The sequence below is a fragment of the Amycolatopsis sp. NPDC114503 genome (genome assembly GCF_055633655.1).
Map to the genome: position 1 here is coordinate 165,321 of NZ_JBVKDT010000005.1, position 25,726 is coordinate 191,046.

A 25,726-nucleotide genomic window follows, 5' to 3' on the forward strand; every position below is an offset into this window, starting at 1 on the left:
GGGGGTGGAACCTGACCAGCGAAGAGCTCCTCACCGTGCTCGCGGCGATCGGGCACACCCAGCGGCTGCGCATCATCGCGGAGCTGGCGAAGGGCCGCGTGCACGTCAGCGAGCTGGCCCGTCGGCTCGAGCTGTCCCGCCCACTGCTCTACATGCATCTCGAACGCCTGCAGAAGGCCGCCCTCGTCACCGGCAGTCTCGAACTGTCCGAGGACGGCAAAGCGATGAAGTACTTCGAGATCAAGCCCTTCGAGCTGACCCTTGACGTGGACACCATCGTCGCCGCGTTGGCCGAGGACGAGCACGACGGCGGAATGCCGGAAGGATCGGACGAGGTGAAGGGGGTGAGCACATGAGCGGCGGGTTGACAGCCCTCGCCATCGTGCTGGTGTCCATCGGGGGAGTCACCGCGAGCGTGGTGTCTTACTTCCGGTTGCAAAGACATCGGGCCGATGCGGTGGCACTGGCGGGGTATCGCAAACTCGCGCAGCAGGCGATCGCCAATCAGCAGGCGATCGAAACCCGGCTGACGCAGCTCGACGACAGGCTCTCGGAGGTAGAAAAGCTCCTCCGGAGCGTGGGGTGACCGCGACGGCGGACCGGCTGCGAACGCACCGCAATCCGTTCCGCACCCTCTTTTCGGCCAGCCCGTGGACAGCCACCGCCTACCTGCTCAGCTATGTGCCGGCGGGCACGGTCCTGTTCTGCGGGGCGACGGTCGTGCTGGTCGTCGCCTACGCCGCGAACATCACCTGGCTCGGCCTGCCGCTGCTGGTCGGAGCGGCCGGAATCGTCCGCGGCTGCGCGGAAATCGAACGCGCCCGGACCGCCCTTGTCGCCCCGCGCATCGAGGCGCGCTACCGGATCGTCCACGGCTCTGGAGTCTTCACGCAGATGAAGACCCGCTGGACCGACCCCGCGACCCTGCGCGACTGCGCTTATCTCGTCCTGCTCTACCCGGTTCTCCTGCTGCTGGACAGTGCCACGCTGCTGATCTGGCTCACCTCGATCGGCCTGATCACCGTTCCGCTGTGGTACTGGGCGATTCCGCAACAGACGGGCACCCCGCACGGTCTGATCGGCACCGGGTCCGGTGGCGTGTGGATCGGCGACCTGGCCAGCGCATTGCTTGTCGCCGCAGGAGCTTTCCTGCTCTCGACGGCAACTGTGTATCTGGTCATCGGCAGCGCCAAGCTTCATCTCAAGATCGCCCGCGCGATGCTCGGCAAGCCCGCGGACCCGCTCGCCGCGGCCCGGCGCATGCTGGCCGAACCGGGACCGCTGCCCGCGTTGCCAACCCGGTAGTCATCTTCGGCCTTTCTTTATTTGCGAATGACACAAGGTCGACGCCGAGGGATCATCTTCGGCGGGTCTGCCTTGCCGCATAAGGCTTTCCGCTCGGAGGGCCGACGGGCGGCCGCACGCACCCGCGGCGCGAGAAGGCCACCAACTGGCCCGGCCGAGCAACGCGAGCAGCGACGGCAGGATGAGGATCCGGACCACGACCGCGTCCAGCAGGACTCCGGTGGCCAGCGCGAAACCGGTCTGTTTGAGTTCCAGCAGGTGCAGCAGTACGAAGCTGACGAAAACCGACACCATGACGACCGCGGCGCTGGTGACCACGCTTGCCGAGCCGACAATGCCGCGCGAAACCGCCTGTCGCGTCGGCACTCCGTCGAGCACCGCTTCCCGGATCCGGCTGACCACGAAGATCTGATAGTCCATCGACAGGCCGAAAAGGATCACCACGAGGAACAACGGCACCCTGGACCCGATGAAGCCCACCGATTCGAACCCGAGCAGATTCTCCGCCCAATGGCCCTGGAACACCAGGACCAGCAGACCGAACGCCGCGGTCGCCGACAGCATCGTCAGCACGGTGCCGATGAACGCGATCACGAGCGAGCGGAACGCCACCAAGGTCATCAAGAACGACACCAGCAGAACGAAGCCGAGCACCCATGGCAATTGCTCGTCCTGATGCCGGACGTAGTCCTCGTTCTGCGCCACGTCCCCGGATACCCCGTACTCCGCCCCGGGCAGCCCGGCGAACGCCGCCGGCACGAACTGCCCGCGCAGCTGGTGCAAAGCCGCTGTCGCCTGCGGACTGCTGACGTTGTACGGCGTGCCGAGGTGGAGCGTGCCGGTCTTGCCGTCCGCGGACACCGCGATATTCGGGTTGTCGTTGCCCGCGAACAACGGGTTGTCCCGCACCGACGAGGCCAGGGAGTCCAGCGCGCCCTGGATTTGCTCACGTGTCGCGGTACCGGAGCGGACGGCGATCGAGTTGGTCGCGCGCTCGCTCGGGAACGCCTGGTTCACCCGGTCCGCCACCTGCAACGAGGGAATACTCCGGGAGTAAGTGTCATCGCCGGGCACACCGAGCTTCATTCCCAGCGCGGGCAGCGACAGCAACAGCATGCCGCCCACCGACAGGAGCAAGGTCAATCCGGGACGGCGCATCGCGGGTCGCAGCAACGCAGTCCACAGCCGGTGCTGCTCGCCGGTCCGGGCGCGCTTGCGGCGCCAGCGCAGCCGGCGGTCGACCCTGGTCCCGAGTTTGGCCAGCACCGCGGGCAGCACGGTCAGCGAACTGACCATCGCGACCATGATGACGATGACCGTGCCCGCGGCCAGCGACGAGAAAATCACGTCGTCGGCGAAGAACAAGCAGGCGGTCGAGGCGATGACGGCGAAGCCTGACATCACCACGGCGCGGCCGGACGTGGCCGCAGCCAGTTCGATCGCACGTTCGGCAGTGATCCGTCCTCCGGACGCTTCTCGCTCCTCGCGTTCTCGTTTGAGGTAAAACAGCGCGTAGTCCACGCCGACGGCCATTCCCATCATCAAGATGACCTGAGCGCCGACCCCGGCATCCGGGAAGATGTGCGAGACCAGGCCGTAAAGCCCGGTGGCGCCGGCGATCGACGTGATCGCCAGCAGCACCGGCACGCCTGCGGCCAGCACCGAACCGAACACCAGCAGCAGGATCACGAGCGTCACCGGCAGGGTGATCGCCTCCGACAACGCGAGATCGGAGCCGCGCTGGTCGTTGAGCCCCTTGCCGGTGGAGCCTTTCCCGCTTTCCTCGACCCGCAGCGCGGGATTCGCTTTCTGCACCTCCGCGGTCTGCGCGAGCAGCGGTTCGACGTAGAGAGACGCGTCCCGCTGGTCGCCCTTCATGGTCACCTTCACCATGACGGCGTTCCCGTCCGGGGCGACCTGGGGCGGTGCGACCGAAGCGACTTCCGGCAGCACGCGCATCCGGCTGGTCACCTCGGCGGCGGCCGCGTCGGCGGCAGTGCGGTCGAGCGGCCCCTGGTTCGACGTGATCAGCACGTTCTCGACCGCGACCGGGTTGAGCCCGCCGTCGTCGGCGATCTGCTCCATCTTCCCGGCCTCGCCGACGCGAAAGTCGGCGCTGGTGGCGCTGTGCGTGCCGATCATGCTGCCGGCCGCGAAGCACAATGCCACGAAGACGACCCAGCCGATGATGGCCCGCCACGGGTGCGCCGCGCTCCATCTCGCCGCCCGCATGGTGAATGTCCGTTCATGCACGGTCGCCATCCCCTTCTCGTTCCCTGACGAATCCCCTGGTCAGCCACCTGTAAGTTTACAATGACAGATGACAGTCCATGACGTCAAATGAAACATGCGACCGTAGTGCGTAGGCAAGGTGCGGCCGGCGATCACCCCGGCGACCAGGCTGAGCTACCGGCGATCGAGAGGATCGCGGCTCAGGACGCGAAGTAAGCCGTCGCGAACTCCGTCAATCGTTGTGCCGCAGCGGAAAGATAGGTATCCGCACGCTGCACCACCGTCAATGTCCGGTAGCAATCCGGGACATCCAGTCGCAGCCCGACGGCCGTCTCGTCCTTGGCTGCCTGTCGGGCGACCTCCGGTACCAAACCGATCCCCAGCCCGCTCGCGATCAGTTGTCCGGTCGCGCCGGGTTCGTCGCTCTCGCAGGAGTAGTGGGGTTCCAGGCCCGCCTCGGCGAAGAGGCGGTCGGCCAGGGTGCGCGGCCAGTAGCCGGGCCGGGTGGTGACCATGGGCTCGTTCTCAAGGTCCGCCATGCGCACGCGTTTGCGGCCCGCGAGCCGGTGCGTGCTGGGTACGGCTAGCAGCACCTCCTCGCGCAGCAGTTCCCGTGCTTGCAGGCCGGGTTGCAGCAGTGGCTGCGAGGCGAAGCACAGATCTACCTCGCCCGCGCACAGCTGCTGCGCCATGGTTTCCGCGGAGGATTGGTACAGCCGCAGCTCGATGCCGGGGTACTCCGCGCGGAAGGCGCTCATCAGACCGGTGAGCGTGAGCAGGGTTTCCGACGCGACGGCGACCCGCCCGTGCTCCAGGCCGGACAGGTCGACGAGCTCTTGGCGGGCGTCGTCGAGTTCGCGCAGGGCCCGGTCGACGCGGCGCAGGAACGTGGTGCCGAAGTGGTTGAGCCGCAGCCCCCGCCCGGCCCGTTCGAACAGCGGCACGCCGAGATCCGCCTCCAGCCGCGCGATCGCCCGGCTCAGCGACGGCTGCGCGATGTGCAGTTCGGCCGCCGCCTGGCTGAGGTGGCCGCGGTAGGCGACCGCCTGGAAGTAGCGCAGTTGCAGCAGGTCCATCTCATAGCTCCAGGGTCATGAGTATATGCCGAATTTGGTCTTGGACGGCATGAGAAAGGCAGCTTAGCGTCTGGTCGGGGGAAGAGTTACGCGCACAAGGGGGAACAGTGACCGAAGCGGCCCTTACACGCGGGCGGACATTGCTGGTGGTGATGCGGGTGTTCGTGACGCTCCACGCCGTCGCGATCCTCGGTCAGCCGGTGTTCGCCGGGCGGTATCTGATCGGCGATTACGGCATGCTGGCGATGCACGAACTCGGCGCGAACATCGTGTCGACGGTCGCGCTGGCGCAGCTCGTGCCTGCCGCGCTGTACTGGTGGCGGGGCGGCGTCCAGTGGCCGTTCTGGGCGAGCCTGCTGCTGGCCGCCGGCGAAACCGCGCAGTACTTCGCGGGTCAGGCAGGTGCTCTTGACCTGCACATTCCGCTCGGCGTCGCGCTGGTCGCGATCGCGCTCGGGACGTTGTTCGGCATCTGGCGGACCGGAGCGCGGCGATGAGCGGGATGTCGCGACGCCGGTTTCTCGGATTGGCGGGCGGTGCCGGAGTGGTGCTCACGGCTGGGTTCGTCACCCCGCGACTGTTCCGGACTGCTGCCGCCACCGGTGAGCTGTTAACCAGCGAAGTGCCGCTGCCGCAACCGTTTCAGGTTCCGCTTCCGCTCCCGCCCGTGCTGAAGCCGGTGTCCCGGGACGGCGGCGTCGACCGGTACGAGATCGTCCAGCGGGCGAGCACCGCGGAGATCCTGCCCGGACTGCGTACGCCGATTTGGGGCTATCAAGGCACTTTCCCCGGCCCGACGATCGAATCCCGCAGCGGTCGGACCACAATCGTCCGGCACCGCAACGAGCTTCCGGTGCCGACGGTCGTGCACCTGCACGGCGGACGCACGCCACCGGAGTCCGACGGATACGCCACCGATCTCGTCCTTCCCGCCGACGGCCGGTATCTGGCCGGTGCCGGGCACGGCCATGCGGGGATGACCGATCCGGACGCCGTCGTCACCACTGGCACCCGCGAGTACACGTATCCGTTGCGGCAGAAGGCCGCGATGCTCTGGTATCACGACCACCGGATGGATTTCACCGGCCCAGCGGTGTATCGCGGGCTCGCCGGGCTGCACATCGTCCGCGACGCCGAGGAAGACGCCTTGCCGCTGCCGCGCGGCGAGCGGGAGATCCCGCTGATGATCACCGACCGCGCGTTCGCTGAAGACGGATCGATGCGTTACCCGTCGCTCGACCCTTCTTTGCGAACCGTGCCCGGCGTCGAAGATGCTTACGCCGCAGGGGTTCTGGGTGACGTGCTGCTGGTGAACGGAGCACCCTGGCCGGTCGCGGAAGTGTCGGCGACCCGGTATCGGCTGCGCTTCCTCAACGGTTCCAATGCCCGCCGCTACGATCTCGCGCTCGACCCGCCGCCCCAGAGCGGACCCGCGTTCACGCAAATCGGTTCGGACCAAGGGTTGCTCGACGCCCCGCGCGGGCACGAACATCTGCCGATCGCGCCCGCCGAACGATACGACATGGTGGTCGACTTCGGTGCCTATCCGGTCGGCACCGAGGTGACACTGGTCAACCGTCTCGGCACCGGGACCACCGCGCAGGTCATGCGCTTCCGTGTCGTCCGCCGAGCCAAGGACGACAGCCGAATCCCGGCCGAACTGTCCGAAGTGGAGCGACTTGACCGGGCACAAGCGACAGTGACGCGCGAGTTCGCTTTCCGAAGTGGACAGTTCAACGGCAGGCACGGCTGGACCATCGGCGGCGAGGCCTTCAGCCCGACGAAGATCGCCGCCCGGCCGAAGCTCGGCGACGTCGAGATCTGGCGCTTCATCGCGGATCTGCACCATCCGATCCACCTGCACCTGGTGCACTTCCAGGTGCTTTCCCGCGGCGGCAAGGATCCCGCTCCGCACGACGCGGGCCGAAAGGACACTGTGGACCTTCAGCCCGGCGAAGCGGTCGAGGTGATCGCCCGGTTCGACGGCTATCGCGGGCGGTACATGTTCCATTGCCACAACGCCGAGCACGAGGACATGGGAATGATGGCCACGTTCAAGACCGTCTAGCAGGTGGCACGGTCACCGCGAACTCCGGCCGTTGGGCGTTCTCGTCACCGTGACCCCGCGCGGGCATCTTCCTACGCTGACCTCGACGGTTTCCTCTTCGATTCTGGAGGTACGGCAATGAGCTCCACAGCCCGATTGGCCGGTGCGGCGCTGGGGCTGTCCGCGGTGCTGGCCCTGACCGGCCAGACCGCCGCGACGGCCTCGCCCAGACCGGCGGCGAATTCGGTGACGTGCAATTCCGGTCCGCTGCAAGTGAAGTTCTCCGAGTTCCCCGGCTCCCCGCCGAACGTGTTCTGGTCGCTCGGCGTCTTTTGTTCCGCTCCGGCGCAAATCTCCCTGTCGTCCCGATTGACGACGGGGTTCGGCACGCTGGCCTTCGGCACCAATCCCAGTGCGTTCACCCAGCTGCTGTTCACCACCTCGCCCGGCAACAAGTCCGTGTCGGTCCCGACGGGCTTCCCGGTGGAAGCGCTGGCTTCGGCCACGATCGCCAACCGCACCGGAGGCATCGTGACCATCGCCGGCTCCGCGGGCGGAAATTGCACCCGGAACAATTCGGTGCAGGTGACGTGCAATTACGCCAGCGGTTTCTTCCGTCCCTGACCGGGAGGAGACGTCGAGTGCCGACGGCCGCGGCACTCGGCGTCACTGGCGCGCGGACAGCGCGGCGAGAGCCAAGTGCAGCAAATGCAGTTCGTGATATCCGCTCACCGACAGCCCGGTGCGCTGCTCGATGTGCCGGAGCCTGCGATCGAGAGGGTTGGGGTGAACGTGCAGCGCGGCGGCCACCCGCCGGCGGTCGGCGTTGCCGAGCACCCAGCCGCGCAAGGTCTCCACGAGCACCGGCGAATCGGCCAGCGGCGCGACCATTCCGGACAACCTCGTCGCGAGGTCCCGATCGGCCGACACCAGCCGATCCGCCAGCACATGCGACAAGTCGTAAAATCCGGCCGGATAGCCGCGACCGCGCACCAGCAGCCAGACTGTCACCGCTTCCCGGAAGGCAGCGAGAAGTTCCTGCGTGCGTCCCTTGGCCAACACCACCTGGACACCCGGGCCAAGCGCGCCGAGAGCCGGGACCAGCGAGTGTTCCGGCACCCGGATCCCTGATCCGTCGAAGACGGGCAAGGGATGCAGCAGAATGACGAAATTCTTGCGCCCCACCGCTAACGCACCGCTTTCGAGCAGTGCCCGCTCAAGCCGGGCGAGCTTGCCCGCGGTGTCGCCGTGCGAATCCGCGGGCGACACCAAAGCAACCAGATGCGCCGGAGCCCGCGAGCCCACCGCGGCGGCCGAACCGCTCAGCAGACCGCGGATCACCTGTTCCCGGTACCGCCCGGTTTCCGCTTGTTGCTGATGCCAGTCGAAGAACGCGCCCAGTTCGGCGTCCTCGGCCAGCGGGCCCAGCTGAGCCGACCACATCACCAGCGGCATCAGCGTGGCGCGGTCGGTCACCGACGCTTCGGCGAGCGCGATCCGCATCGCGGCGGTGTAGCTCGTGGTGACGCCGAGCCGCAGCGAATCCGCGGAAAACCCTCCGTCGGCCACTGTCTTCCCGAACTTTTCGTACGGGGAAAGGGTTTCCGCCTCGACAATCTGGTCCGCCCGCGTACAGTCGAAGGCGAGGTCCGCGCCGAACCGGATGAGTTCGATCGAGCGCGGGATCAGCGCGAGCGCCCCTGGCCCGTGCACGGCCATCGTGGCGTTCAGCTCGGTGCGCACCCCGGTCAGCACCCGGGGCAGCAGCCGTTCCAGAACAGCCCTGGTTTCTCCGCTTCGCATGGCGACGGTTTCCTTGACGGCGAGGTGCGCCCAGCATAGCGGCTGAGCCGGTCGCGCCGGAGCTCATTGGTCCAAACCCACAACCGGACGCGACGACGAAAAGCGAGCACGACGACCAGCAGCCTGCTGCCCGCGCTGAGAAGAACGGGGGTCCGGCCGAGCGGATTGCGCAACGCCCGAAGCATCGCGCCAGCCAAACAGCATATTCCGCAACAGACCTGGCTGACCAGCATGCTGAGCGACATGGTGCCGTCCTCCGGCCAGCCCGTTCCGCCACCGAGGCGGTCAAGCTGATCCGGCTCGGGAGGGACCGGTCCCGAGTGCTCAGGCAGACGCCAGCCGATACCCGGCTCGGAAGGGACCGGTCCCGAATGTTCAGGCAGACGCCAGCCGATACCCGGCCCCGGCGACCGTCTCGATCACCGGCGGGAGTCCCAGTTTCCGGCGCAACGTCATCACCGTGACCCGCACCGTGTTCGTGAACGGATCGGCGTGCTCGTCCCACGCCTTCTCCAGCAACTGCTCCGCACTCACCACCGTCCCGTCCGCGCGCATCAGGACCTCCAGCACCGCGAATTCCTTGGGCGACAGCGGCAAAAACCGGCCATCACGCGACGCCTGATGCCGCGGCAGATCCAGCACCAGCCCCGCCGCCTCCAGCACCGGCGGCAACGCCGGACGCGCCCGGCGGGCCAGCGCGTGCACCCTGGCGACCAGCTCCGCGAAGACGAACGGCTTGGTCAGGTAGTCGTCCGCGCCCAGGTTCAGTCCTTCGATGCGATCGGTGACGTCGGCGGCCGAGGTGAGCATCAAGACCCGCGTCTCGCCGCCCGCGCCGACGATCGCCGCGCACACCTCGTCCCCGTGGACGGTCGGCAGGTCCCGGTCCAGAACGACGACGTCATAGGCGTGCACGGCGACGCGTTCGAGCGCTTCGCCGCCGTCATAGCAGACGTCCACCGCGAGGGAATGGCGGCGCAGCCCCTCGGCGATCGAATCAGCCAGGAGCGGCTCGTCCTCGACAATCAGTACCCGCATTCGATCATCATGCCCTGAACGGCGATAAAGGCGAGATAAGGATCAAGCCGGCAGCCGGACGTCGACGGTCAGCCCGCCGTTCGGGTTGGCCCGCGCGGACACCTCCCCGTCGTGCGCGCGAGCGACAGAACGCACGATCGACAACCCGAGACCCGAGTGATCCGCCGCACCGGTCCGATCCGGCTTCCCGCGCCGGAACGGCTCGAACAGACCCGCGACGGCACTTTCGTCCACATTGGACCCCGAGTTCCGCACGCTCAACGCGGGGGTCGCACCGATCGTGACCGACACCCAGCCATCCGGAACGTTGTAGCTGATCGCATTGCTCACCAGATTCAGCACCAACCGCTCAAGCAGCACCGCATCGCCGATCACCGTCCGCGCGCGTAACCGGGTTTCGACCGTGACGCCAGCGTCTTTCGCCTGAGCAGCAGTGAGCTTCACGACCGAACGGACCACTTTGTCCAGCCGCACCGGTGCCCGCGCGCTGAGTCCGCGATCGCTGCGCGCGAGCACCAGCAGTCCCTCGATCAGCCGTTCGCTGCGTTCGTTGGTCTGCAGCAAATGCGCGCCCAGTTTGGTCAGCACCGGCCCGGCGTCGGGGTTTTCCAACGCGACTTCGATCAGCGTGCGCTGCACCGCGAGCGGCGTGCGCAACTCGTGCGAAGCGTTGGCCACAAAACGTTTCTGGCTGTCGAACGAACCGGCGAGACGGTCCAGCATGCTGTCGAAGGTGTCGGCGAGTTCCTTGAGTTCGTCGCGCGGGCCGTCGAGATTGATCCGCTGATCGAGCTTTCCGGCTTCGAGCCGTCGCGCGGTCGAGGTGATGGTGTGCAACGGCCGCAGCGCGCGGCCGGCCATGAACCAGCCGAACAGCAACGCCAGCGCTGCCGTGACCACCAGTGCGATCGCCGAGGCGAGGACCAAAGTGGACATTGTCGAGCTGCGGTAATCGGTGAGCACCGCCGTGGCCACCCGCTCCGCCGAAGCCGAAGCGGCATCCGCCGGGACCGCGCTCCAGGTCGCTGCTGGCAGCGGCTCGGCGGCCATCGCCTGGCCGAGTTTCAGCGAGACCCCGTCGCCGAGATACTGCGCGGGCGCGGGAAGTTCGTTGCTGACGACGATGTAGGTCACCACTACCAGCACGATTCCGGCCAGCAGGAAGAACCCGCCGTACAGCGCGGTGAGCCGGGTCCGCACGGACAGCCGCAGCGGCCCCCGGCGCGCGCCGGCGCTCTTCTCGGCCACGGATCCTCCCAGGTCGTCGCTGCTGAGGAGTCTGTCGGATCCGGGCATAAAGAGAGGATAAACAAGATCGCTTAACGGGCCTGTATCGCCGCGTCGGTACTACTGGGCCACCGGCGGGAACCGCCCGCTCGAGCGAAGGAGAATCCGATGCGGAAAGCACGTCTGGCGGCTGTCGGGGCCGGACTGGCGCTGACGCTGCTCACCGGGTGCTCGTCCGGGGACACCACGCCGCAGGTGCCGTCGATCTCCAGCCCGAAGGCCAGTTCGGAACCAGGAGCCGCCGCGGGGAAAGCGGATCCCGCCGCGGACCGGGACGCGATGCGCAACTACGCGAAATGCATGCGCGAGCACGGCGTCGACACGCCGGATCCGGGCGAGAACGAAGCTCCGACCATCAACTTGTCCAACGATCCCAAGACCACGGCGGCGCTCGATGCCTGCAAGAAGCTGCTGCCCGGCGGCGGCGTGCCGAAGAAGCTGACCCCCGAGGAGTTGGACAAGGCGCGCAAGGACGCCAAATGCATGCGCGAGCACGGCGTCGACATGCCGGATCCTGACGCGGAGGGCGGCGCGCGGGCGCTGCCGATGAAGGACGACGGAACCAAATTCGAGGAATCGCTCAAGGCGTGCGGAATGGGAATGGCCGGAAAGTGAGCGGAAAACGAGCACGCTGGTTCATCGCCGCGGGAGCGACCGTCGTCGTGGTCGGCACTACCTCGGCGGTCGTACTGACGCATGTCGCCTCCGGCGGCGAACCGGCCGCGGCGGCGAAGCCGGTGGCGACTGCCGAAGTGACCAAATCGGACTTGAAGGAAGAGGAGAACGCGACCGGAAAGCTCGGCTACGGCAAGGAATCCACGCTGAGCGGCAGGAAGAACGGCACGGTGACCTGGCTGCCCGCGCGCGGCGACGTACTTGCCCGCGGCAAGACGGCGTACACAGTGGACGCCAAACCCGTGCCGCTGTTTTACGGAAGCCTGCCGTTCTATCGCGCGCTGAACGACGGCGTGGACAAGGGCCCGGACGTCAAGGAGCTTGAGGAGAACCTGAAAGCGTTGGGGTACGGCGGTTTCGGGACGCCGGACGAGAAGTTCACCGCAGCGACCGCGACCGCGCTCAAACGCTGGCAGAAATCGCTCGGCCGGGAACAGACCGGGTCGTTCGATCCGGCTGACGTCCTGCTCGCTCCCGGCGAGATCCGGGTGTCGGCGGTGACCGGACAGCTCGGCGGCCCGGGAGCGGGCGAGGTCTTCAAGTACACCGGCACGGCACGCGTCGTGGAAGCCGAATTGGACGCGACCAAGCAGAGCGTCGCGGTCAAGGGCGCGAAGGTATCCGTCTCCCTCGATGGCCGCACGCTGACCGGCACCATCACCGACGTCGGCAACACCACCGCGGAAGACAAGGAAAACGGCAAGGCCAAGGTCACCGTCCAGATCCGGATGGACGACCCGGCCGTCACCGGCGACGTCATCGACGTCCCGGTCTCCGTGCGGTTCACCAAACAGGTCCACCGGGACGTGCTGGTGGTCCCGGTCGGCGCGCTGGTCGCGCTCGCCGAGGGCGGGTACGCCGTCGAGGTCGACGAGCAGGGCAAGCGGCGGCTGATCGGGGTCGAGACCGGGCTGTTCTCCGGCGGCCAGGTCGAGGTCAAGGCAGCCGGGCTGCACGCGGGCCAGCGGGTGGTGACCACGTCATGATCCCCGTCCTTGCCGCGTACCAGGTGTCGCGCACCTACGGCGGGAACGTGCCCGCGCTGCGGAAGGTCTCACTGTCCTTTTCGGACGGCGAGATGGCCGCGATCGTCGGGCCGTCCGGCTCGGGCAAATCCACGCTGCTGCAACTGATGGGCACGCTCGACCGGCCGACCGAGGGCCGGATCGAGATCCGCGGGCACGACGTCGCCCAGCTGTCCGACCGCAAACTCGCCGCGCTGCGCTCGCGGTGGATCGGGTTCGTCTTCCAGCAGTTCTTCCTCGACGACGGCGAAACCGCGGCGGGCAACGTGTGCGGCGGCCTGCTCTACAGCGGAGTCCCGAAGCGAAAACGCCGCGCGAGAGCGCTGGAGGCGCTCGACCGAGTCGGACTCGGCCATCGGGCCAGTCACCTGCCGGGCGAACTCTCCGGCGGCGAACGGCAGCGGGTCGCGATCGCACGCGCGGTCGTGAACACGCCGCCGATCCTGCTCGCCGACGAACCCACCGGAAACCTCGACACCGGAAACGGCGCGGCGGTGCTGTCCTTGCTCGCGGAACTCAACGCCTCCGGCACCACGGTCGTGCTCATCACGCACGACCGGGAGATCGCCGCCGGAATGCCCCGGCGGATCGAGATCCTCGACGGGGAACTGCGGCTCGACACCGGTGCGGCCGATCTCGCGGGAGCAGCACAATGATCGCGCCGCCCAGCCCGAACCGGCTCGGTCCCGCCGACCTGATTTCCCTTGGCGCACATGGCATGCGCACGCGCCCGCTGCGCGCGATGCTGTCCGCGCTCGGCATCGCCATCGGCGTCGCGGCGATGGTCGCGGTACTCGCCATTCCGGCCTCCGCGGACCAGGCGCTGCAGGACAAGCTCGCCGCGATGGGCACCAACCTGCTGCGCGCCGAAGCCGGTCAGACCCTCATGGGCGGTTCGGCGAAGCTGCCGGACTCGGCGGTGCCGATGGTGCGGCGGATCGCGCCGGTCGAGGGCGCGGTGGAGGTCGGCAAGGTCAACGCCAAGGTGTACCGCAACGACCGGGTCGGCAAGGACGATTCGGCGGGCGTCTCGGTGTTCGCCGCGCGGCCGGATCTGCTGCCGCTGCTCGGCGGCAAGGTCCGGACGGGAACGTTCCTCAGCCCGGCGAACCAGCGGTTCCCGGCCGTCGTCCTCGGCTCGGAAGCGGCGTCGCGGCTGGGGATCGACCGCCTCGATCCGGCCCGGCCGCCGCAGATCCTGATCGGCTCGTCCTGGTTCAGCGTCGCCGGGATTCTCGCCCCGATGCCGCTCGCACCGGAGGTCGAACGGTCGGTGCTGATCGGCTGGGACGTCGCCAAACAGGTCTTCGGCTTCGACGGCCACCCGAGCACGGTGTATCTGCGCGCACGGGAGTCGCAGGTCAACGCGGTGCGCTCGGTGCTCGCCGCGACGATCAACCCGGCCGCGCCGAACGAGGTGGCGATCGACCGGCCGTCCGACGCGCTCGCCGCGCAGCAGCTGACGAAGAACACCTACGGCGCGCTGTTCCTCGGCCTCGGCGGGGTGGCGCTGCTCGTCGGCGGCGTCGGCGTGGCGAACACGATGGTGATCTCGGTGCTGGAACGCCGGCGCGAGATCGGGCTGCGCCGCGCGCTCGGCGCGACCAGAGGCCAGATCCGCGGGCAGTTCCTCGCTGAATCGGTGCTGCTGTCCGGATTGGGCGGGCTCGTCGGCGTAGTCCTCGGGGTCGGCGCGACGGCGGGCTACGCGCTCAGCCAGGGCTGGCCAGCGGTGCTGCCGCCGGTCGCGCTCGCCGGCGGGGTGGCGGTCTCGGCCGCGGTCGGCGCGATCGCCGGGGCGTATCCGGCGATGCGAGCCGCGCGGCTTCCCCCGGCCCAGGCCCTCGCCTGAGTTCTCGGGCGGCCCGCACGGCCGCGTGAACGCCACCCGGTCGTGCGGGCAATTATCAACACTGGACTCCCGTCTAGTGCTATGGTTCAACTACGGTTACAAGTACTAACGTTCGATTGAGTTCTTAACTAACGCTGGCTGCCGAGGTACCGCAGGCGCCACCGCGGCTCGGCAGCGCGGGGGATCGATCCCGCGCGCCGAATCGCGGATCCTCGGCGGAGGCGGAGAACGCGGCGCTGCCGCCGGGAACGACTGGTCTGTGAGCTGACATGAGCGCATTGCCCGAACGAGTGGCGATCATCGCCAACGACCCGATCAGCGGCGAGGGCGCCGCCGCCTACCTGCGCGCCGCGCCGCGCTACGCCGTGATGGCTCCCGCCGAGGTCCCGCGCGCGGACGTGCTGCTGGTGATCGTGCCGGAGGTCCGCGAGAAAACCCTGCTCGACCTGGCGCGGATCCGCCGGACCACGCTCGCGCCGGACGTGCGCGCGGTGCTGGTCGCGGACCGGATCGAGAAGGCCGAACTGGGCAGGCTCGGCGGCTTCGGCCTGTCCGCGGTGCTGTACCGCGGTTCCGCGACCCGCGAGAAAATCCTCGACGCGCTGGCCGCCCGGGTGCCGGCGGCCGAGCCGGAGGAGGTCCGCGCGACCAGGCTGACGAACGAGTTCCGCGCCAGCGAGGGCGAGGCCCGCTATCCGCGGGGTTTCCTCGACCGGCACCGGCTGCAGAGCCGCGAGGTGGAAATCCTCGGCCTGCTCGCGGACGGCTTCGGCACGGTCGAAATCGCCGACCGGATGGCGTATTCGGAGCGGACGATCAAGAACATCATCAGCACCCTGCTGGTGCGGTTCGATCTGCGGAACCGTTCGCACGCGGTCGCGTATGCGCTGCGCACCGGCATCATCTGAGGCGTCTCAGATCGCGCCGTGGCGGAGTGCGTAGGCGACCGCGTGCGTCCGGTTGCGCAGGTCCAGCCGCTGCGACAGATCGTGGATGACCTTCTTCACCGCACGCTCGGAGAAGTTGATTTTCTCGGCGGTTTCGGCGGTGTCGAGACCGTCGGCCAGCAGGCGCAGCACATCGATTTCCCGTTGGGTCAGACCGGAACTGTGCTTCGGACGAGGATCCACCGGGCGGCGACAATGGCTGAGCAGCGTGCCCAGCGCCGCCGGAGGCAGGATTCCGCCGCCGCGAGAAGCGGTCAGCACCGCCGCGGCCAGCTGCTCGCTCGACGTGCGCTCGCGGTTCAGCAAGGCGACCACGTTGCACTCCACCGCCGTCAGCACCGCCGCGCCCGCGGTCTCCTCGTCGACGAGCAGAACGACCGGAGCGTCCACAGTGGCCTTCAGCCCGCGCAACGCCGATGTCGCCTCCACCGACAACAGCTCGGCCGCGACGATGATCACGTCCACCTCGTCGGCGACGACGGAAAACTCGGGCCTCGCCTGTAGCCAGCTCCGGATCCCCGTGTCGGTAAGCGGATCCGACGCGTGAATCAGCACCCGGACCGTTTCCTCGTGCACCGCCGCCCCGTTCATCCCACTCCCCCCCTGCCGCCGGTCCTCCCGGATTGCCGAATCTAGGGCCCCGGCGGGACGACCGGCGATCCCGCGCGGGGTAAAGATCAGGTACAGCCAGCTGTACCGCCCATGGTCCCGCGATACTGGGGAGGACGAAAGGACGCCGATGGCACGGACGGGACGCCGCCCCGGGCAGACCGAAACGCGCGAGGCCATTCTGGCCGCCGCGCGGGACCTGTTCGGCCGGAACGGGTACGAGGGCGCGACGATCCGCGCGATCGCCGCCGAGGCGGGGGTGAATCCCGCGCTCGTGCACCATTTCTTCGGCAGCAAGGACCAGGTGTTCGCGACCGCGCTGCACCTTCCGGCCGACCCCGGCGTCGTGGTCGCCGCGATCCTCGACGGCCCGCGCGCCGAGGTCGGCGAACGGCTCGTGCGGCTGTTCCTGACGCTCTGGGAAACGCCGGACTCGCGCGACGCGTTCTTCGGCCTGCTGCGTTCGGTCGCCACCACCGAACAGGCCGCGGACATGCTGCGCGGCTTCATCCAGGGCGCGCTGCTGGACAAAATCGCCGACGCCCTCGACATCCCGCCGCTGCGGGTCACCGGCATCGCCGCCCAGCTCGTCGGGCTCGCCATGGTCCGCTACGTCATCCAGGTCGGCCCCCTCGCCCAGGCCAGCCACGACGACGTCCTCGCGTTGATCGCGCCCGCCGTGCAGCAGTACGTCGACCGGCCCTGACCTGCGTCTCTCCGCTCCGGCGGAAGTCCGTGAAGGGCCCCTTGAGGGAATTAGATTCCCTCAAGGGGCCCTTCACGGACCTTGGCACGGGCAGGCCTCGCCACCTGCTTGACAGGGAAATTCCGCGCGCGCAGAATTAAACACATGACTAATTCCGCGGTGGTCATCGACGGCCTGCGGGTCGTCCGGGGTGGCCGGGATGTGCTGCGCGACGTGAGCTTCCGCGTCGAGGCCGGTTCGGTCACCGGGCTGCTCGGGCCGAGCGGCTGCGGGAAAACCACGCTGATGCGCGCTGTCGTCGGCGTGCAGCTGACGCACGGCGGCGCGGTGACCGTGCTCGGCGAACCGGCCGGAAGCCGGCGCCTGCGCAAGCGAATCGGGTACTCCACGCAGGCGCCGGCGGTCTACGCCGACCTCACGGTCACCGAAGCCCTGCGCTACTTCGCCTCGGTACTGGGCGCGCCGTCCCGGTCGGTCAAAGACGCGATCGAACAGGTCGGCCTCGGTTCGCACGCCGACGCGCTGGTCGGCAGGCTCTCCGGCGGCCAGCGCAGCCGGGCCAGCCTCGCCGTCGCACTGCTCGGCAAACCCGAACTGCTCGTGCTCGACGAGCCGACCGTCGGGCTGGATCCGTTGCTGCGCGAGCATTTGTGGAACCTTTTCCACCGGCTCGCCGCCGAGGGCACCACGCTTCTCGTGTCCAGCCACGTCATGGACGAAGCAGCGCGCTGCACCCGGTTGCTGCTGATGCGCGACGGTGCGCTGCTCGCCGACGATTCGCCGGATGCCCTGCGCGCGGCCACCGGCGAGCAAGACCTCGAACGCGCGTTCCTGCACCTGGTGAAGGCTCAGCGATGACTGTCTCGATCACTCTCGCCACCACCCGCCGGATTCTCGCCCAGCTGCGACACGATCCGCGCACCGTCGTCATGCTCATTCTCGTGCCGACGCTGCTGATGTTGTTGCTGCGCTTCGTGTTCAACTCGGCCGAAGTGTTCAGCCGGATCGCGCCCGCGCTGCTCGGCGTGTTCCCGTTCGTGATCATGTTCCTGATCGCCTCGATCACCACCCTGCGCGAGCGCACCGCGGGCACCCTGGAGCGGCTGATGACGATGCCGCTGCGGAAATTCGACCTGCTCGCCGGGTACGCGCTGGCATTCGGGCTGGTCGCGGTGCTTCAGGTGGCGGTCGCGGCGGCGGTCAGCCTGTGGTGGCTCGGGCTGACGGTGGCCGGTTCGGTGTGGTCGCTGCTGCTGATCACCGCGCTCGACGCGTTGCTGGGGATGGCGCTGGGCCTGTTCGTGAGCGCGTTCGCGACGAGCGAGTTCCAGGCCGTGCAGTTCATGCCGCTGTTCGTGCTGCCGCAAACGTTGCTGTGCGGGCTTTTCCAGCCGCGCGACGAGATGGGCTGGGTGCTGCACTGGCTGTCGGATGTGATGCCGTTGTCCTACGCCGTCGAAGCGCTGACTCAGGTGACGCACAGCGCGGAGTGGACGATGACGTTGACCCGCAACATTCTTATCGTTCTGGGATGCGCGGTACTGGCGCTGGGCCTTGGTGCGGCGACACTGCGCCGCCGTACGCCTTAGAGACGGCTCGCCGCTGCCTCGTAGGCCGCGCGGTTGCGGTTGAGCCATTTCGCGAAGTACTGGTCGGACTGGGAGTAGATGTATCCGGGCGGGACAAACAAAACGGCGAAGACCACGAAGGTGCCGAGCCCGATGATCGCCAGCTTCAGCTCAGCGTCTGGCGGCGGCGAGGACATAAAGGACAGTCCACAGACGACAGCAGCCAAGAGTCCCATTCCCGCTGCAGCAAAGAAAGCCCCGCGCACATTCCCCGGCGTACGACCGGCGGGCGGACGCGAATCGGGGTTCACCGCACGTTCGGTCGCGGGCCTGCCGCGCCAGATCAACACTCCGCCGAGCCACAGCACCGCGAAGAAAACGCCGCCGCCCGCCAGGCTGAAACCTCCCGCGGCGGAATGGGCCAGCACCCCGACCAGGAGCCCGCTGACACCGAAGAGCCCGGCGAGGCTGGCCGTCATCACCCGGTAGACCCGCCTTGTGGTGACGATCGCCTGCAGCCGGACGGTGTAGTCGCGCAGCCGTTGTTCGGGAGTGTCCGCGACCGCGCGAACCTGATATCCGCTCACGGCTTCCGCACGAAACCGGCCGCGCGGAGCTGCTCGGTCTCGCGGATGTCGAGGTGGGTGCGCACCCCGTTCCCCACGGTGGTGTCTCCGTTCAGCACGCCGAGCGCGATGATCACGAAACCGAGCGTGCGGATCAGCATCGCCCAGCCCGCCTTGCCGAGCCCGATCCGGCCGCCGTCGCGGAGCCGGACCAGGCGGATCCCGTTGAACAGCGCGCCGAGGCCGCGGCCGTTGCCGTAGAACCAGCCGTACAGCAGGGGCACCACGATCAGCCCCGCCACCCCGATCACGCTCGCCCCGACGGCGGCGTCGAAGGCGTTCGACTTGAAGTAGTACGCCGCCGCCGCGCCCGCGGAGACGCCGATGACCAGCAGGAAGTCGACCAGCCAGGCCCAGAGCGTGGAAGCGGTGCGCGCCTCGACGTACAGCTCGCCGTTCTCGAACGCACGGATCCGCGCCGCCGCGCCCTTGCCGAGGACGGGTTCGGCCTGCGTGCGGAGGCGGGCCATGACGTCTTGCTCAGTCTTCACGCCACTCTCGACGCCGCGCGCGAGCCACGGGTTCCCCCGGCGGGCGTAAATCACCCTCGGCTCAGGCGAAGCTGTAATCCTCCAGCGGGAACCGAGCCGCCTCCCGGTGCGCGCTGATCGTCGACGTCGGCCGCAGCAGGGTCGCCTCGCCGTGCTGGTTGAAGTAGTAGCTGTTGGCGGTCGCGCACTGGCCGAGCGCGAACACCGAGTGCCCGACCTTGTGTTTCATCCGGCCGAGGAATTCGTCGTTCGCCCGCTGGGTCACCTCGAATACGTCCGAGCCGCGGGCGCGCATTCCCTTGAACAGCCGGTCGAGGTGCTTCATCTGGCATTCGATGGTCGTGAAGTACGACAGCCCGCTGTAGGAATACGGGCTGTTGAGCGAAACCAGGTTCGGGAACCCGGGCACGGTCACGCCCTCGTACGCCTGGAACCGGTTGTCCCGCCACCATTTCCCGAGGTTCTTGCCGTCGCGGCCGATGATCTCGATCGCCGGGAAGTTCACGTCCCACAGGTTGAAGCCGGTGGCCAGCACGAGCGTGTCGATCTCGGTGCGCTTGCCGTCCGCGGTGACGATCCCGGTCTCGTCGATCCGCTCGATGCTGGTGGTTTCCAAGTGCACGTGCGGGCGGGTGAAGGCCGGGAAATAGTCGTTGGAGAACGTCGGCCGTTTGCAGCCGAAGGAGTAGTCCGGGGTGAGCTTGCGGCGCAGTTCGGGGTCGCGGACCTGGCGGTACAGGTGCGCGCGGCACCAGCGTTCGGCGATCCGGTTGGCTCCGCGGAACTGCTTGTACTGCACGACGCCGGAGATCATCATCAGCTCCAGCACCGAACTGCCCGCCAGCCGCACCGCGCGCTGCACCAGCGGCAGCTTCGCGAACGCCTGCTGCAGCGGCTTCGGCACGGCGTAGTCCGGCTTCGGGCTGACCCAGATCGGCGTGCGCTGGTAGACGGTCAGTTCCGCGGCGACCTTGGCGATTTCCGGGATGAGCTGCACGGCCGTCGCGCCGGTGCCGATCACCGCGGCGCGTTTGCCGGCGAGGTCGTAGCTGTCGTCCCACGCCGTGGTGTGGATGACCTTGCCCGCGAACCGGTCGATGCCCTCGATGTCCGGCATCTTCGGCTGCGACAGGAAGCCGGTGGCGGTGAGCAGGTACTTCGCGGTGACCGTCTCGCCGCCTTCGATGCTGACGCGCCAGCTGGAGCCGTCCCAGGTCGCGCCGGTCACCACCGTGCCGAAGCGCATCGAGCTCCGCAGGCCGTACTTGTCCGCGACGTGTTCGGCGTACTTCTTCAGCTCCGCACCCGGCGCGAACAGCCGCGACCAGTACGGATTGGGTTCGAACGAGTACGAGTAGGTGGACGACGGGATGTCGACGGCCAGCCCCGGGTAGCGGTTGACGTGCCAGGTCCCGCCGAGATCGTCCTCGCGGTCGAGAATCAGCAGGTCGCGGTAGCCGAGGCGGCGGAGCTGGATCGCCGCTCCCATCCCGCCGAAGCCCGCGCCGACGATGACTGCGTCGTACTGCGCGTCCATGTCCGACCTCTCGTCCGGAATTACTTGTCAGTAACGGAACGGTATGTCACTTCGGCGGGCTTGGCAATACACTGCAGTGCGTGACAGCCCAGGAGAGCGCCCGCACCACCCGAGCCGAGCGCAAGAAGCAGGAACTGCGCCGCGAGATCATCGACGCCGCCTTCGACTGCTTCGCCGACCTCGGCTACCACGCCACCGGCATCTCCGACATCGCCACGAAGCTCGGCATCGGGCACGGCACCTTCTACCGCTACTTCCAGAACAAGCGCGACATCGTCGACCACGTCATCGACGACCTGGTCGCCCGCATCGTCACCGCGCTCACCGCGGAGAACGCGCCGGACGCGGTGTCCACTTTGGACGCCTACCGCGAGCAGACCGCCCGGATCGGCGACGCTCTCGCGCAGATCTTCGGCGAGGACCCGCGCGTCCCGCGACTGCTGCTGTTCGAAGCCGCCGGTATCGACAAAGCGATGGCGGCGCGGGTGCTGGACTTCTTCGAGCTGGCTACCGAGCTGACCGCGGCGTATCTGTCGCACGGCGTGGAACTCGGCTACCTGCGCGCGGATCTCGACGTCGACAACAGCGCGCGGGCGATCAACGGAATGATCCTGGCGTCGGCGATCGCGTCGCTGCGCAACCCGGATCCCGACGAACAACGCCGGCTCAGCGAGGCCGTGCGGCGGATGATGTACGACGGGATCGCGGCTAGTCGAGAGTGATGCCGGTCAGCTTGTCGGGGTTGCGCACGAAGCACAGCGTCGACACGCCCGCCTCGCTCGCTCGGACCGTGACGGTGGTCGTCGCCTTGCCGTCCTGCAGGAAAACCGCGCCGGCGCTGCCGTTGATGAGGGCGGGCACGATCGTCACCTCCTCCATGGTGGAGATTCCCAGGAGGAACTGCGCGATGCGATCGGGTCCGTACAACGGCTTGCGCGCGGCCAGCACCTTGCCGCCGCCGTCGGAGTACAGCACCGCGTCCGGCGCGATCAACGCGGCGACCTTGTCGATCTCCCCGGACAGCACCGCTTCGGCGAGCTTCGCCAGTGCCTCGGCGTCGCGATTTCCCTGATCCGGCAAGGAATCGCCGATCGCCGAGGTCACCGCTCGTTGCGCGCGCGAGACGAGCTGCCGGGCCGCCGCGGGCGTCGTCTCCAGCACCTCGGCGACAGACAGGTAGTCGACGTCGAGGACCTTCCGCAGGACATACGCCGCAGCCTGCTCAGGGGTCAACGTGCTCAGCACGAAGTCGAGCGCCTGGCCCAGACCGTCGCGATGCAGCACCTCCCACTCCGGCGAATCCCCCTCGACCACCGGATCCGGCAGCCAGGGACCGGGGTAATTCTCGCGCCGGCGCCGCTGCGCGCGGACCACGTTGAGCGCCAGCCGCGACACCATCACCGACAGAAACGCGTGCGGGGTGCGGACCGTGTCGAGATCGACGCGGGACCAGGTCTCCCACGCGTCCTGCACGACGTCCTCCGCGTCGTAACGCGACCCGGTGATGTGGAAGGCGGCGGCGAGCATCGTCGACCGATGCGCGGTGAAGACGTCGCCGTGATCCATGCCGGCCAAGTCTAGGCGCCCGCCGGCCACGAGTAGCGGCCCGCCCGATCCCGCTCCTGCGTCAGCCATCGCACGGTCATCCGGCAGATCGTCTCCTTCACGAGCCCGCCTGCCCGGCCGTCGATCGCGAGCGCGCGTTCGGTGTCGTCCGAATGCAGGAACTGGACCCGGCCGCGTCCGCTGCCGAGATCCGTGCACTGGAGCACGTATCCCATCCGGAACGGTTTCCCGGCCCGTCCTTCGCGGCGCGCGGAGATGACGTCGGCGACATGGGCCCCCATCGGCAACGCCGTCGCGCACGCGGCTCGGAAGGAGCTGTGCACGGCGTCGCCCGCGCCGAGGATGTTCGGATGTCCGGGCACGGTCAGCTGCTCGTCCACCAGCAACCGGCCGAATTCGTCCACCGGGAGTCCCGAATCGGCGGCGAGGCTCGGCACGGTGAACCCGGTGGTGTCCACGACGAGCCCGTCGAGTTCGGCCGGGTCTACGCGGCCGACCTCGATCTCGACCCCTTGCTTGGCGAGAAACCGCAGGTGCGCCTGGATCGCGCGCCGGGTCGGAGCGGTGGAGACCAGCTTGACCGCACGCCCGGCCTCGCGGAGCGCTCCGGCGAGTTCGACCCCGGTCAGGCCCGCGCCGACGATGGTGACCGGAGCGTCCGGCGCCTCCGCGAGGGCGGCACGGAGCCGCTCGGTTTCGTGCTCGGAGACGATCCGGTAGGTGCCGTTTTGGTCGCTGGCCCCGGATCCGACCGCGTAGACGAGGGTGTCGTAGGGCAGGTTTTCGCCGGAGGCGAGCTGGACCTTGTCGTCGCCGATCTTGATCGCGGTGTCTGGGACGACCTCGACAGCGGGGTTGAGCACGGTGCCGAAGTCGAGCCGGGCGTTTTCCCGGAGGCCGGGTGCCACTCGGTGAAGCCGGATTCGCTCGACGAACCACGGATTCGGCGCGACCAGGACCACTTCCACACCGCGTCCGGCGAGCCGGTTCGCGGCCATGACCCCGGCGTATCCCGCGCCGAGCACTGTCGTCGTCATGCTGTCCTCCTCCGCTTTGGGGTCTTTCAGCGGATGGACACCGGCTGCGGAAAATCTGTGACAGCTTCAGATCCGCAAAGTCAGGTAGGTGCTGTTCGGGTCGTCCCGGTAGCTTCCGAACGGTGCGCACGGCGCGAAGCCCGCTCGCGTGTACAAGGCTCGGGCCGGGGCGAAGAAGTCCATGCTGCCGGTTTCCAGGGAGACGCGCTCGATGCCGCGGTCTTTGGCGTCCCGGAGCAGATGGTCCAGGAGCGTGCGAGCGATGCCTTGCCCGCGGCGGGCGGGGTCGGTGCGCATGCTTTTCAGCTCTTCGTGCCGCGGCTCCAGCGTCGCCAGTGCGGCGGTGCCGACGAGGTGCCGGTCGTCCCGGACAGTCCAGAGCCGGACGTGGGGACGCTGGAGCGCGGTCAGGTCGAGGGCATGCCTGCTCTCGGCTGGGGAGGTGGGCGCGAGGTCGTCCAAGTGTGCTTGCAAGAACCGCCGGAGCTGCGGGTCCGCGAAGTCGGCACGCTCGATCAGCAGGGACATGGCCCCAGACTGCCTTGCGGATGTTTCACCGCTGTTACCTCGCGCCCTCCGACCTTAAAGCTCCAATCGCGGCCAGGAAGCCGTGTCGCGCAACAACTGCCGGTCGTGTGTGGCCACCACCACTGCAGCGGGAGTCGACTGCAGGGCTGCGGTCAGCTCGTCGACCAGCGTTGCCGACAGATGGTTCGTCGGCTCGTCCAGCAGCAGCACCTGCGGCCTCGCGGCCAGCACCAGCGCCAGATCCAGCCGCCGCCGGGCTCCGGTCGACAGTTCGGCGATCGGACGGTGCCGGTCGTACCCGCTGAGCAGGCCCGGGTCGGCCGAGCCCGGGAACCGTTGTTCGAGCAGCTCGGCTGGCGTGCGGCGCGCGGGAAGGTCGGATTCCTGGCCCAGCCAGCCGATCCGTACCGACCTCGCGTGCGTGACCGTGCCCGACGTCGGCTCCAGTGCCCCGGCCAGCACCGCCAGCAACGTCGACTTCCCCGCTCCGTTCGGGCCGGTGACGACGAGCCGGTCCGCGCCGCCGAGGGCCAGGTCGACCGGGCTGTCCAGCCGCCCGGCGACAGTCACCCCGGCCGCCCGCAGCGCGACGGTTCCTTGGTGCTGCGGCAGTTCCGGCATGACGAACCGCGCCGGTGGCGGCGGAACAGCCACCACGTGCGCGCTCAGGTCCTCCTGCCGGCGATGGACAGCGCGCACCAAGCCGGGCGCACGGGTCGCGCGGGTGTGCTTGCCGTGGCCCTTTTCCGGACGCCAGTTGTCGCGCAATCGGTTCTGTGCGGCGGAAAGGTCGTCCGACAGCCGCTGCCGTTCCGCGAGTTGCTCGGCGTGCAGCGCCTCCCATCGGGCCCGTTCGGCCTGCCGAGCCTCGACGTACGCCGAATAACCGCCGCCGTAGCCGCGCGGACGGCCGTCGCTCGACGGGTCGAGGTCCAGTACCGAGGTCGCGACGTCGGCGAGCAACGCGCGGTCGTGGCTGACCAGCACGACCACACCCGGGTAAGCGCGCAGCCGCTCGGTGAGGTGCGCGAGACCGGAGGCGTCGAGGTGGTTGGTCGGTTCGTCCAGCAGCAGCACGGAATGCCCGGCGCCGAGCAGGCACGCCAACCGCACTCGATGCCGTTGCCCGACCGAGAGTGTCCCGAGTGGACGGTTTCGATCGTCGACCGCGTTCAGCGCGGCCAGCGAAACCTCGACTCGCCGGTCCGCGTCCCAGGCGTCGAGAGCTTCGGCGTCCGAGAGAGCGGCGGCGAACGCGTCGTCCGCGCCGGGTCGTCCTTCCGCAAGCGCGGTCGTCGCGGCTTCCAAGCAGGCCAATGCGTTCCGTACCGTAGCCAGCTCAAGATCGATCAGATCGCCGACGGTTTCCTGGTCTCCCAACGGAATCTGCTGATCGGCGACCCCGATCGTGCCCGCGCGGCGAACCTCGCCGCGGTCGACCGGCTGAGCCCCAGCCAGCACGCGCAACAGAGTGGTCTTGCCGCGCCCGTTCTCGCCGACGATGGCGACCCGGTCGCCTGCCGCGGCGATCAGGTCGACCCCAGTGAGCACCGGACGGGCGCCGAAGGAGACGTGGACGTCGGACAGCCGGACGTGCGCCGTGCGCACGAGCGCAGGCGAAAGCGGAGATGTCATGAGGGAATGCCTCCGAAGAAAAGTGATGAACAGCAAGGACGAGGGCCGGTGCCGCGAACGTGTGCGGTACCGGTGGAGGCGGTGATCCCTCAGAGGTAGAGCTGGTGCTGTATCACGATCGCCAGGATAAAGATCT

Annotated in this window: 28 protein-coding genes; 15 read left to right on the top strand and 13 right to left on the bottom strand. The window is 68.4% G+C overall.

Features of this window, described 5'->3' with window-relative positions:
- The first annotated feature begins 35 nt into the window (after positions 1-35).
- From ACZ7OI_RS22505 to ACZ7OI_RS22515, 3 genes are read left to right on the top strand one after another with little or no spacing between them, the layout of a single operon-like run.
- Positions 36-356, top strand: coding sequence for an ArsR/SmtB family transcription factor (locus ACZ7OI_RS22505; protein WP_470266146.1), 321 nt, complete (start codon positions 36-38; stop codon positions 354-356).
- Positions 353-586 (top strand): hypothetical protein, encoded by a 234-nt coding sequence (locus tag ACZ7OI_RS22510; RefSeq protein ID WP_377872068.1) that lies wholly within the window; start codon positions 353-355, stop codon positions 584-586. Before ACZ7OI_RS22505 ends, ACZ7OI_RS22510 begins: the two co-directional genes overlap by 4 nt.
- A complete protein-coding gene (locus ACZ7OI_RS22515; protein WP_470266147.1) occupies positions 583-1,305 on the top strand; it encodes a sensor domain-containing protein in 723 nt (240 codons plus the stop codon). Before ACZ7OI_RS22510 ends, ACZ7OI_RS22515 begins: the two co-directional genes overlap by 4 nt.
- On the opposite strand, the gene ACZ7OI_RS22520 is transcribed toward ACZ7OI_RS22515, so the two are convergent.
- Both ACZ7OI_RS22520 and ACZ7OI_RS22525 read right to left on the bottom strand, forming a co-directional pair.
- Positions 1,306-3,567: an MMPL family transporter gene (locus ACZ7OI_RS22520; protein ID WP_470266148.1), complete on the bottom strand. Its 2,262-nt coding sequence runs from the start codon at positions 3,565-3,567 to the stop codon at positions 1,306-1,308. It lies immediately after the preceding gene.
- A 170-nt stretch (positions 3,568-3,737) separates the two neighbouring features.
- Positions 3,738-4,613 carry a LysR family transcriptional regulator gene (locus tag ACZ7OI_RS22525; protein WP_470266149.1) on the bottom strand — a complete coding sequence of 292 codons (876 nt, stop codon included), beginning with the start codon at positions 4,611-4,613 and terminating at the stop codon, positions 3,738-3,740.
- A gap of 107 nt (positions 4,614-4,720) precedes the next feature.
- Between ACZ7OI_RS22525 and ACZ7OI_RS22530 the strand changes: the two genes are divergently transcribed.
- From ACZ7OI_RS22530 to ACZ7OI_RS22540, 3 genes are all read left to right on the top strand, one after another.
- Entirely contained in the window at positions 4,721-5,110 is a 390-nt protein-coding gene (locus ACZ7OI_RS22530) for a hypothetical protein (RefSeq protein WP_470266150.1), read from the top strand.
- Entirely contained in the window at positions 5,107-6,681 is a 1,575-nt protein-coding gene (locus ACZ7OI_RS22535; protein WP_470266151.1) for a multicopper oxidase family protein, read from the top strand. The genes ACZ7OI_RS22530 and ACZ7OI_RS22535 overlap by 4 nt, the downstream gene beginning before the upstream one ends.
- Before the next feature lie 117 nt (positions 6,682-6,798).
- Positions 6,799-7,284, top strand: coding sequence for a hypothetical protein (locus ACZ7OI_RS22540; RefSeq protein WP_470266152.1), 486 nt, complete (start codon positions 6,799-6,801; stop codon positions 7,282-7,284).
- A 42-nt stretch (positions 7,285-7,326) separates the two neighbouring features.
- Here the strand turns inward: ACZ7OI_RS22540 and ACZ7OI_RS22545 are convergent, their stop codons facing one another.
- The 3 genes from ACZ7OI_RS22545 to ACZ7OI_RS22555 all read right to left on the bottom strand — a co-directional run bounded on the left by ACZ7OI_RS22545 (position 7,327) and on the right by ACZ7OI_RS22555 (position 10,797).
- The gene (locus ACZ7OI_RS22545; protein WP_470266153.1) at positions 7,327-8,463 is read right to left on the bottom strand and encodes a PucR family transcriptional regulator; all 1,137 of its coding nucleotides are present in this window, start codon (positions 8,461-8,463) and stop codon (positions 7,327-7,329) included.
- Positions 8,464-8,838: 375 nt separating this feature from the next.
- Positions 8,839-9,501 carry a response regulator transcription factor gene (locus ACZ7OI_RS22550; protein ID WP_470266154.1) on the bottom strand — a complete coding sequence of 221 codons (663 nt, stop codon included), beginning with the start codon at positions 9,499-9,501 and terminating at the stop codon, positions 8,839-8,841.
- Between the two features lie 42 nt (positions 9,502-9,543).
- The gene (locus ACZ7OI_RS22555; protein WP_470266155.1) at positions 9,544-10,797 is read right to left on the bottom strand and encodes a sensor histidine kinase; all 1,254 of its coding nucleotides are present in this window, start codon (positions 10,795-10,797) and stop codon (positions 9,544-9,546) included.
- A 99-nt stretch (positions 10,798-10,896) separates the two neighbouring features.
- Here ACZ7OI_RS22555 and ACZ7OI_RS22560 point away from each other — a divergent pair, with 99 nt between their 5' ends.
- The 5 genes from ACZ7OI_RS22560 to ACZ7OI_RS22580 all read left to right on the top strand — a co-directional run bounded on the left by ACZ7OI_RS22560 (position 10,897) and on the right by ACZ7OI_RS22580 (position 15,248).
- Positions 10,897-11,403: a hypothetical protein gene (locus ACZ7OI_RS22560; RefSeq protein WP_470266156.1), complete on the top strand. Its 507-nt coding sequence runs from the start codon at positions 10,897-10,899 to the stop codon at positions 11,401-11,403.
- A complete protein-coding gene (locus ACZ7OI_RS22565) occupies positions 11,400-12,449 on the top strand; it encodes a peptidoglycan-binding protein (RefSeq protein ID WP_470266157.1) in 1,050 nt (349 codons plus the stop codon). Before ACZ7OI_RS22560 ends, ACZ7OI_RS22565 begins: the two co-directional genes overlap by 4 nt.
- Complete coding sequence (locus tag ACZ7OI_RS22570; RefSeq protein WP_470266158.1) at positions 12,446-13,144, top strand: ABC transporter ATP-binding protein; 699 nt, start codon at positions 12,446-12,448, stop codon at positions 13,142-13,144. Before ACZ7OI_RS22565 ends, ACZ7OI_RS22570 begins: the two co-directional genes overlap by 4 nt.
- On the top strand, positions 13,141-14,340 hold the full coding sequence (locus ACZ7OI_RS22575; RefSeq protein ID WP_470266159.1) for an ABC transporter permease: 1,200 nt from the start codon (positions 13,141-13,143) through the stop codon (positions 14,338-14,340). Before ACZ7OI_RS22570 ends, ACZ7OI_RS22575 begins: the two co-directional genes overlap by 4 nt.
- Before the next feature lie 269 nt (positions 14,341-14,609).
- Positions 14,610-15,248: a helix-turn-helix transcriptional regulator gene (locus ACZ7OI_RS22580; RefSeq protein ID WP_470266160.1), complete on the top strand. Its 639-nt coding sequence runs from the start codon at positions 14,610-14,612 to the stop codon at positions 15,246-15,248.
- A gap of 6 nt (positions 15,249-15,254) precedes the next feature.
- Here the strand turns inward: ACZ7OI_RS22580 and ACZ7OI_RS22585 are convergent, their stop codons facing one another.
- A complete protein-coding gene (locus ACZ7OI_RS22585; RefSeq protein ID WP_470266161.1) occupies positions 15,255-15,878 on the bottom strand; it encodes a response regulator transcription factor in 624 nt (207 codons plus the stop codon).
- 148 nt (positions 15,879-16,026) lie between these two features.
- On the opposite strand from ACZ7OI_RS22585, the gene ACZ7OI_RS22590 reads away from it, so the two are divergent.
- From ACZ7OI_RS22590 to ACZ7OI_RS22600, 3 genes are all read left to right on the top strand, one after another.
- Positions 16,027-16,602, top strand: a complete 576-nt coding sequence (locus ACZ7OI_RS22590; RefSeq protein WP_470266162.1) for a TetR/AcrR family transcriptional regulator — start codon at positions 16,027-16,029, stop codon at positions 16,600-16,602.
- 144 nt (positions 16,603-16,746) lie between these two features.
- A complete protein-coding gene (locus ACZ7OI_RS22595) occupies positions 16,747-17,460 on the top strand; it encodes an ABC transporter ATP-binding protein (RefSeq protein ID WP_470266163.1) in 714 nt (237 codons plus the stop codon).
- Positions 17,457-18,191: an ABC transporter permease gene (locus tag ACZ7OI_RS22600; RefSeq protein WP_470266164.1), complete on the top strand. Its 735-nt coding sequence runs from the start codon at positions 17,457-17,459 to the stop codon at positions 18,189-18,191. The genes ACZ7OI_RS22595 and ACZ7OI_RS22600 overlap by 4 nt, the downstream gene beginning before the upstream one ends.
- Here the strand turns inward: ACZ7OI_RS22600 and ACZ7OI_RS22605 are convergent.
- The 3 genes from ACZ7OI_RS22605 to ACZ7OI_RS22615 all read right to left on the bottom strand — a co-directional run bounded on the left by ACZ7OI_RS22605 (position 18,188) and on the right by ACZ7OI_RS22615 (position 20,824).
- On the bottom strand, positions 18,188-18,757 hold the full coding sequence (locus ACZ7OI_RS22605) for a hypothetical protein (RefSeq protein ID WP_470266165.1): 570 nt from the start codon (positions 18,755-18,757) through the stop codon (positions 18,188-18,190). The genes ACZ7OI_RS22600 and ACZ7OI_RS22605 overlap by 4 nt on opposite strands.
- Positions 18,754-19,287 carry an RDD family protein gene (locus tag ACZ7OI_RS22610; protein WP_470266166.1) on the bottom strand — a complete coding sequence of 178 codons (534 nt, stop codon included), beginning with the start codon at positions 19,285-19,287 and terminating at the stop codon, positions 18,754-18,756. The genes ACZ7OI_RS22605 and ACZ7OI_RS22610 overlap by 4 nt, the downstream gene beginning before the upstream one ends.
- A 61-nt stretch (positions 19,288-19,348) precedes the next feature.
- The gene (locus tag ACZ7OI_RS22615; protein WP_470266167.1) at positions 19,349-20,824 is read right to left on the bottom strand and encodes a flavin-containing monooxygenase; all 1,476 of its coding nucleotides are present in this window, start codon (positions 20,822-20,824) and stop codon (positions 19,349-19,351) included.
- A gap of 80 nt (positions 20,825-20,904) precedes the next feature.
- Between ACZ7OI_RS22615 and ACZ7OI_RS22620 the strand changes: the two genes are divergently transcribed.
- The gene (locus tag ACZ7OI_RS22620; protein ID WP_470266168.1) at positions 20,905-21,546 is read left to right on the top strand and encodes a TetR/AcrR family transcriptional regulator; all 642 of its coding nucleotides are present in this window, start codon (positions 20,905-20,907) and stop codon (positions 21,544-21,546) included.
- Here the strand turns inward: ACZ7OI_RS22620 and ACZ7OI_RS22625 are convergent.
- From ACZ7OI_RS22625 to ACZ7OI_RS22640, 4 genes are all read right to left on the bottom strand, one after another.
- Positions 21,533-22,390: a sigma factor gene (locus ACZ7OI_RS22625; RefSeq protein ID WP_470266169.1), complete on the bottom strand. Its 858-nt coding sequence runs from the start codon at positions 22,388-22,390 to the stop codon at positions 21,533-21,535. The genes ACZ7OI_RS22620 and ACZ7OI_RS22625 overlap by 14 nt on opposite strands.
- A gap of 11 nt (positions 22,391-22,401) precedes the next feature.
- Positions 22,402-23,427 (bottom strand): NAD(P)/FAD-dependent oxidoreductase, encoded by a 1,026-nt coding sequence (locus ACZ7OI_RS22630; protein ID WP_470266170.1) that lies wholly within the window; start codon positions 23,425-23,427, stop codon positions 22,402-22,404.
- A 66-nt stretch (positions 23,428-23,493) separates the two neighbouring features.
- Positions 23,494-23,955 (bottom strand): GNAT family N-acetyltransferase, encoded by a 462-nt coding sequence (locus ACZ7OI_RS22635; protein ID WP_470266171.1) that lies wholly within the window; start codon positions 23,953-23,955, stop codon positions 23,494-23,496.
- A 54-nt stretch (positions 23,956-24,009) separates the two neighbouring features.
- Positions 24,010-25,590 (bottom strand): ABC-F family ATP-binding cassette domain-containing protein, encoded by a 1,581-nt coding sequence (locus tag ACZ7OI_RS22640; protein WP_470266172.1) that lies wholly within the window; start codon positions 25,588-25,590, stop codon positions 24,010-24,012.
- Positions 25,591-25,726: the final 136 nt, after the last annotated feature.